Origin of the sequence: Kitasatospora sp. NPDC058965 (genome assembly GCF_042741245.1) — a bacterium.
Lineage (GTDB): Bacteria > Actinomycetota > Actinomycetes > Streptomycetales > Streptomycetaceae > Kitasatospora.
The window spans coordinates 1-7152 of the sequence record NZ_JBHYKG010000387.1 but is presented as its reverse complement, the minus strand read 5'-3'; the positions used below and the strand labels follow the sequence as shown (position 1 = coordinate 7152).

At 77.6% G+C, this 7152-nt stretch carries 7 protein-coding genes and 1 pseudogene; 6 read left to right on the top strand and 2 right to left on the bottom strand.

Going from position 1 to position 7152, the window contains the following annotated elements:
• Positions 1–711: TVP38/TMEM64 family protein (locus ACFW1A_RS36375; protein WP_380417151.1), on the bottom strand; the 711-nt coding region annotated here is incomplete at its 3' end.
• Between the two features lie 50 nt (positions 712–761).
• Positions 762–1988 (bottom strand): MFS transporter, encoded by a 1227-nt coding sequence (locus tag ACFW1A_RS36370; RefSeq protein WP_380417148.1) that lies wholly within the window; start codon positions 1986–1988, stop codon positions 762–764.
• A gap of 107 nt (positions 1989–2095) precedes the next feature.
• Between ACFW1A_RS36370 and ACFW1A_RS36365 the strand changes: the two genes are divergently transcribed.
• The 6 genes and pseudogenes from ACFW1A_RS36365 to ACFW1A_RS36340 all read left to right on the top strand — a co-directional run.
• Positions 2096–3295 carry an ROK family transcriptional regulator gene (locus ACFW1A_RS36365; RefSeq protein ID WP_380417143.1) on the top strand — a complete coding sequence of 400 codons (1200 nt, stop codon included), beginning with the start codon at positions 2096–2098 and terminating at the stop codon, positions 3293–3295.
• A 135-nt stretch (positions 3296–3430) separates the two neighbouring features.
• Positions 3431–3850: a molybdopterin-binding protein gene (locus ACFW1A_RS36360; protein WP_380417140.1), complete on the top strand. Its 420-nt coding sequence runs from the start codon at positions 3431–3433 to the stop codon at positions 3848–3850.
• A 25-nt stretch (positions 3851–3875) separates the two neighbouring features.
• A complete protein-coding gene (locus ACFW1A_RS36355) occupies positions 3876–4301 on the top strand; it encodes a hypothetical protein (protein WP_380417138.1) in 426 nt (141 codons plus the stop codon).
• Entirely contained in the window at positions 4298–5005 is a 708-nt protein-coding gene (locus ACFW1A_RS36350) for a glycerophosphodiester phosphodiesterase (RefSeq protein ID WP_380417136.1), read from the top strand. Before ACFW1A_RS36355 ends, ACFW1A_RS36350 begins: the two co-directional genes overlap by 4 nt.
• On the top strand, positions 5002–6096 hold the full coding sequence (locus ACFW1A_RS36345; RefSeq protein ID WP_380417134.1) for a winged helix DNA-binding domain-containing protein: 1095 nt from the start codon (positions 5002–5004) through the stop codon (positions 6094–6096). Before ACFW1A_RS36350 ends, ACFW1A_RS36345 begins: the two co-directional genes overlap by 4 nt.
• A gap of 187 nt (positions 6097–6283) precedes the next feature.
• A pseudogene (locus ACFW1A_RS36340) lies at positions 6284–7152 on the top strand (hypothetical protein); the annotation flags it as partial.

Sequence of the window (7152 nt, the reverse complement as noted above, 5' to 3'; positions counted from 1 at the left end):
CCCGGGGGGCGCCCGGGGGGGGGGCGGGCGGTGTGTGGGGGGGCCGGGGGGGCGCGGGCGGGGCTCGGGGGGGGCGGCCCCGCGCCGGCGCGAGCGCCAGGCGGCCGCCAGGCTCAGCGCCCCGAGCAGCGCGATCACGGCGGTGGAGGCCAGGAAGGCGGGGGACCCCGGGGTCCCCGCGCTGGCGCCGGCCACCACGTAGGCGGCGGTGCCCGGGACGACCCCGAGCAGGGTGGCCGCGAGGTACGGGGCCGGGCGGACCCCGGAGAGGGCCGCGCCCAGGTTGACGGCCTGGAACGGGATGCCCGGCACCAGACGGAGCAGCAGCACGCTGCCGAACCCGCGCTCGGTCAGCCGCCGGTCCAGTGCGGTGAGCGCCCTGCCCCGCAGCAGCGGGCGCAGCGCGTCCTGGCCGAGCCCGCGGCCGAGCCCGAAGGCGAGCGCCGCCCCGCCCGTGGTGCCCAGCACGGCGACCGGCACGCCCACCCGGCTGCCGAAGAGCATCCCGGCCGCCACGCTCAGCGCGGGCTTGGGCAGGAAGGCGAGGGTGCCCAGCGCGAACAGCGCGGTGAAGGCGGGGGCGCGCCACGGCGCGGGCACGGCGGTGACCACGGTGCGGGGGTCCCACACCGCCACCGAACCGGCCGCCGCTCCCAGCAGGAGCACCAGCACCACGAGCCTGGCCCACCGGGAACCGAACAGTCGACGCACCCGCCCGAGACTAGTGCACCCGGCGCCGCCGACCGGCCCCGCCGCCCGGCTCAGCGGGCGCCGGAGCCCGCCGCCACCCGCTCCGCCGCCGCACCCCGCTCCGGGGAGGCCGCCCGCAGCGCCCGGGCGGTCGGCACCAGGGCCGCCGCCAGCACGGTGACCAGCACGAACGAGACCCGCAGAGAGGTGCCCTGGGCCACCGCCCCGACGATCGCCGGGGCCACCAGCCCGGAGGTGTAGGTCACCGTGGCCACGCCCGCGATCGCCTGGCTCGGGTTCGGCCCGGAGTGGCCCGCCGCGGCGAAGGCCAGCGGCACCACCACGGCGATCCCCAGTCCCAGCAGGCCGAAGCCCGGGATCGCCAGCCCCGGCCCGCCGGCCGTCGCCACCAGCAGACCGCCGGCCGCCGCCACCGCGCCGCCGAGGCGGACCGTGCTGACCGCGCCCATCCGCGCCACCACGGCGTCGCCGACGAACCGCCCGACGGTCATGGTGAAGGTGAACGCGGTGTACGCCAGGGTGGCCGTGCCCGCCGCCGCGCCGGTCACGTCCCGCAGGTAGACCCCGGACCAGTCGATGCCGGCCCCCTCGGCGAAGACCGCGCAGAACCCGACCAGCCCGATCAGCAGCGCCGAGCGCGGCGGCAGCGAGAACCGCGGCGGCGCCTGCGCGTCCGGCTCCGGGCGCACGTCCAGCAGCCCGCCGCAGACCAGCTGGACCAGGGCCAGCAGCACCACCGCCGCCAGGGCCAGGTGGACCTGCGGGCCCAGGTGCTGACGGGCCGCCAGCAGCCCGAAGCCGGCCGCGACCAGTCCGCCCAGGGTCCACATGCCGTGCAGCCCGGACATGATCGAGCGGCCCATCCGCTGCTCGACCTCGACGCCCTCGGCGTTCATCGCCACGTCCGCCATCCCGGCGGTGGCACCAAAGACCAGGGTGGCCAGGCAGAGCCAGGGCAGTCCGGGGGCCAGCGGCGGCAGCGTGAGCGCCAGCGCGTACAGCCCGATCAGCAGCCGGATGGCGGCCCGGGCGCCGAGCCGGTGGGTGACCCGGCCGGCCAGCGGCATCGCCACCGAGGCGCCCAGCGCGGGCATCACCAGGGCCAGTCCGAGCTGGCCGGCCGACAGGTGCAGGTGGTCCCGGATCGCCGGGATCCGGGTGGCGAAGGTGCCGGCGACGGTGCCGTGCACCGCGAAGACCAGGGCGACGCTGACCCGGGCCCGGCGCAGCTGCGCGGCCGTCTGCGGGGCCAGGGGTGAGCGGGCGGCCGATGGCATGGCGGTGGATCCCTCCCGAGGGTGAACGGGCCGGGACCTCCCGCCCCGACTCCTGCTAAATTATCAGGAAGGGACCCTGATAGATAGATCTGGAAAGATACCTTCCTATGACCACAGCGCGCACGGCCACCCCCAGCACCGCCCGCGCGATCAACGACCGGCTGGCCCTCGACCTGCTGCTCAGCCGGGGACCGCTGACCGCGACCGAGCTGCGCGCGCTGACCGGTCTGTCCCGCCCGACCGTCGCCGACCTGCTGGAACGGCTGCAGCACGGCGGCCTGGTGGCGATCGTCGGCGAGCGCGGCGAGCAGCGCCGGGGCCCCAACGCCCGGGTGTACGGGCTGCGCGCCGACCGGGCCCACCTGGCCGGGGTCGACGTCCGGGCGACCGGCGTGACCTTCACCGTCGCCGACCTGACCGGCCGCACGCTGGGCGGCGCCACCCTCCCCGTCGACCCGGACGACCCCGCCGGCCCGCCGCCCGGCTTCGCCGACCAGGTGCTGCGCACCCTGCTCGCCACCGCCCGCGAGGCCGGCGCGGACCGGCTGCACACGGTGGCCGTCGGCGCCCCCGGCCTGGTCCACCCCGCCACCGGCCAGCTGCGCCCGACCAGCCTGCCGCCGCACTGGCACGGCGACCTGGTGGCCGCCCTGCGGGCCGGGGCGGCCGACGAGGTGATCCTGGAGAACGAGGTCAACCTGGCCGGGATCGCCGAGCACCGGCTCGGCGCGGTCACCGACCGGGACACCTTCGTGCTGCTCTGGCTGGGCCACGGCACCGGCGCGGCCGTGATGCTGGACGGCCGGCTGCGCCGCGGCGCCTCCGGCGGCACCGGCGAGATCGGCTTCCTGCCGGTGCCCGGCACCGGCGCGCTGCCGAACAACCTGGGGTGCGACGGCGGCTTCCACGGCCTGACCGGGAGCCGCGCGGTCTGCCGGCTGGCCCGCGCGCACGGCCTGCCGGTGGGCGGGGGCGCCGACGACGCGCAGGCCGCCGAGGCGGTCGTGCTGGCGGCGCTCGACGGCGGCGCGGCCGGCGCGGCGTTCCTGGACGAGCTGGCCGACCGGGTCGCGCTCGGTGCCACCGCGATCTGCGTGCTGCTCGACCCCGGCTGCCTGGTGCTCGGCGGCGAGATCGGCCGGGCGGGCGGCAGCGCCCTGGCGGACCGGGTGGCGGCCCGGCTGGCGGCGTTGTCCCCGCTGCCCACCGAGGTGCGGCCCAGCACCACCGGCGGCGGCGCGGTGCTCAGCGGCGCCGTCCTGACGGCCTCGGACGCGGTCTGCCGCGACCTCTTCGGCGGGCCGTGAGCCCGGGCGGCCCCGGCCCCGCCGCGGTCGCGCCCGGAGCGGCATCGGCAGTGGCGCGGGGAGTGGCGCCGGCGGGCCGCGCGGATGGTGCAGGATGGGGGCGTTGTCGATCACCGTCGAACACGGGAGTGCGCCATGGTTCAGCCGGGCCGGCCGGTCCACCAGTACCGCATCGGTGAGGCGGCCGCGATGCTGGGGGTCAGTGCCGACACCATGCGGCGCTGGGTGGATGCCGGGCGGGTCGCCGCGGAGCGCGACGAGCACGGCCACCGGATCGTCCCCGGTGAGCAGTTGGCCGCCTTCGCCCGCGAGCTCGCCAAGCCCGGCGCGGCCGAGGCCGAGGGGCGCCCGTCCTCCGCGCGCAACCGGTTCCCCGGCATCGTGACGCAGGTCGTGCTGGGCGACGTGGCGGCGCAGGTGGAGATCCAGGCCGGCCCGTTCCGGGTGGTCTCGCTGATCAGCCGGGACTCCGCCGAGGAGCTCGGCCTGGTGCCCGGGGCACCCGCGACTGCAGTCATCAAATCAACCAATGTGATGATCGAGCGCAGTAGCTGACGCCCCGGTACCTGTGAGGAGCCCCGTGTCCCGAGCCGCTCTGCCCACCACCGAGGCGGCGGTGGCCGCCGTCACCGCGCTGGCCCGGCGGCACGGTCGCGCGCTGGCGGTCGAGCACGACATCGGCGCCGACCGGACCTTCGCCGGCGCGGTCGGCGCCGTCGACGCCGCCCTGCCGCACGAGGCGCTGCTCGAGCTGGCCGGCCGCCCGGCCGTGCGGGTGCGGCTGTTCACCCACGACGAGGCGCTGGTCACCGTCGAGGGGGTGGACGTCGACGTCCCCCGGGACCGCCTGCCCGCCTTCCTGGACGCCGTGTACGGCGGGCTGGCGCACGTGAAGGTCCGCGCCTTCCCGCCCGCCCGCACCCTGAAGATCGCCGTCCCCGGCGAGCCGACCTACCGCGAGCACGTGGACCTGATGACCCCTTGGCTGTGGAGCGTGGCCCGATGACTGTCCAGGACGCGGTTCGCCCGCTCGCGGTGGCCCACCGGGGCGACCCGTACCGCCACCGCGAGAACACCCTGCCCTCGGTCGCCGCCGCCTTCGCGGCCGGCGCCGACGCGGTCGAGGTGGACGTCCAGCTGACCCGCGACGGCGTGCCGGTGCTGCTGCACGACCGGACGCTGAAGCGGCTCTGGGAGCTGGACCGCCCGGTCGGCCGGCTGACCGCCCGGCAGCTGGCCGAGCAGCGGTTCGCCGGCGGCCTGCGGGTGCCCACGCTGGCCGAGGCGCTCGACCTCACCGCCGGGCAGGGCGGCGCACGGCTGCTGATCGACCTGGACGACCCGGGCCCGGCCGCGGCCTCCTGGGCGGCGGTCGCCGAGCAGGGGGCGCAGGAGCTGGTGGCGTTCTGCGGGCCGGTCGCGGCGATGCTGGCGGTGCGCGAGGCGGCGCCCGGGGCCCAGGTCTCGCTCACCTGGAAGCAGCCCACCATGCCGTCGCCGGCCCTGCTCGCCGACCTGGCACCGCGCTACCTCAACCCGCCGTTCGGCCTGCTGGACGCGGCCTTCATGGCGCGCGCCGCGGACGCCGGGCTGCTGGTGAGCACCTGGACGGTGGACCGGCGGCGCACCATGCGGCGGCTGCGCGAGCTGGGCGCGGCCTCGCTCACCTCGAACCGGATCGCGGTGCTGCGCCAGGAGCTCGACCGGTGACGGTGCTCGACCCCAGGGCGCTGAACCGGGCGCTGCTGGCCCGTCAGCACCTGCTGGCGCCGGCCCCGCTGACGCCGCTGCAGCTGACGGAGCACCTGGTCGGCCTGCAGGCCCAGGCGTCCGACGCGCCGTACTACGGCCTGTGGACCCGGCTGCCGGACTTCCGCCCCGAGCAGTTGGACGCGCTCCTGCTGGACCGCAGCGCGGTGCGCCTCGGCCTGCAGCGGGGCACCATCCACCTGGTCTCGGCGGCGGACTGCCTGCGCTGGCGGACCCTGTTCCAGCCGGTGCTGGACCAGGGGCTGCGGGGCGCCTTCGGCGCGCGGCTGGCCGGCCTGGACCCGGACGCGCTCGCCGCGCGGGGCCGCGCGCTGGTGGCGGCCGACCCGCGCACCTTCCAGGAGCTCGGCGCGCTGCTGGCCGCGGACCACCCCGACCGCGATCCCGCCGCCCTGGCCCAACTGCTGCGGGCCCGCCTGGCGCTGGTCCAGGTCCCGCCGCGCGGGCTCTGGCGGACCAGCGGCCCGGCGGCGCACACCACGGCGGAGCAGTGGCTCGGCGCCCCGCTCGCCCCGCCCGGCGACCCGGACGAGCTGGTCCTGCGCTACCTGCGCGCCTTCGGCCCGGCCACCGTGGCCGACGTGCAGAAGTGGTCCGGCCTGACCCGGCTGGCTCCGGTGCTGGAGCGGCTGCGCCCCCGGCTGGTCGAGTTCCGCGACGTCGCGGGCCGCACCCTGTACGACCACCCCGACGCCCCCCGGCCGGACGGGTCCACCCCCGTCCCGGTCCGCCTCGTCGCCCCCTTCGACAACCTGCTGCTCTCCCACGCCGACCGCGCCCGGATCCTCCCCGACGAGTACCGCCGGGCGGTCATGGGCGCCAACGGCATCGTCCGCGGCACCGTCCTGCTCGACGGCTTCGTGGCGGGCCTGTGGCAGCTCACTCGCACCCGCACCCGCGCCGTCGCCACCCTGCACCCCCTCACCCCGTGGACCCGCCCGACCCGCACCGCCGCCGAGGCGGCGGCCGAGCGCGCACTGGCCTTCGCCGCACCGGAACTGACGGTCCACGAGGTCGTGCTGGAGGGCTGACCGGACGCGGGGCGGACCCGGGGGCGGGCCGCGGAAAAACCGGTGGGCCGGCGGCGGCCGCTCCGCTAGGGTGACCGGGCGGGCGGCTCCGCGGCGTGCTTCCTTCTCACCTTCCTCCGAAACCCGTAGCGCGCCCCCTCTCCGCCCCGCTTCCTCGGCCCTGCCACCTCCGTGGGGGTTCTTCCGCATGCCCCGAGCCATCACGGCTCCGTTCGACCCCGCCATTGATCTCGACCTCGGTTCCTTCCTGCTCCGCCGACGCGGCGGCGTCTGCGTGCCCGAAGGCGACCTGTTGCCCGCCGCGGACCCGTGGAGCACCCGGGGGCTGCTCGCGCTCGACGCGGACCTGGCCCGGCGCGGCTACCTGCTCACCAGTCAACTGCGCCGCACACTGGCCCGGTTGGCGCCGACCCGGCTCGCCGATCTCGGCGACGGGCTGCTCACCCGGATCGACCACCTGCTCGGTGCCGACCGCGAACACGTGCCGCTGTTCCGCCGGTTCCCCGACGCCGTGCCCGACCACGCGCACCTGTTCTACACCCGGCAGATCCGGGCGTTCCTGCTCAACCAGCCCCGGCAGCCGTGCGCGCACTGCGGGCGGCGCGGCGCCGAGGCCGGGATCGGCGCCCTCGCGCCGTGCGCCCACCTGCTCTGCGCCGACTGCCACCGGGGGCTGGTCGCCGAAGGGCGCGGCGAGCGGTGCCCGACCTGCGGGACGGCCTTGGCGGCCGGCGGCTTCCTCGCCGAGGACAGCCCGGCGGGGCGCAAGGCGGCCGAGGAGTTCGGCGGCGAGCAGGCCGTGCGCCCGCTGCGGCTGATCACGGCCACCCAGGTCGACGCGGCGACGGCCGAGCTCCACCGGCTGCTGGCCCGGCGCACCCCGCTCGCCCCGCAGGACCGGGAGGACCTCCAGGCCCTGCTGGCGCACGCCCCCGACGACCTGCCGCAGCGGCTGCCCGCGCAGATCCCGCTGCGCGGGAGCTTGGGCTGGTTGCAGTCTGCGGGGGGGCAGGGCGGGGGCGCGGACGGGCTCGGCGGTCTCGCGGTGCTGATAGT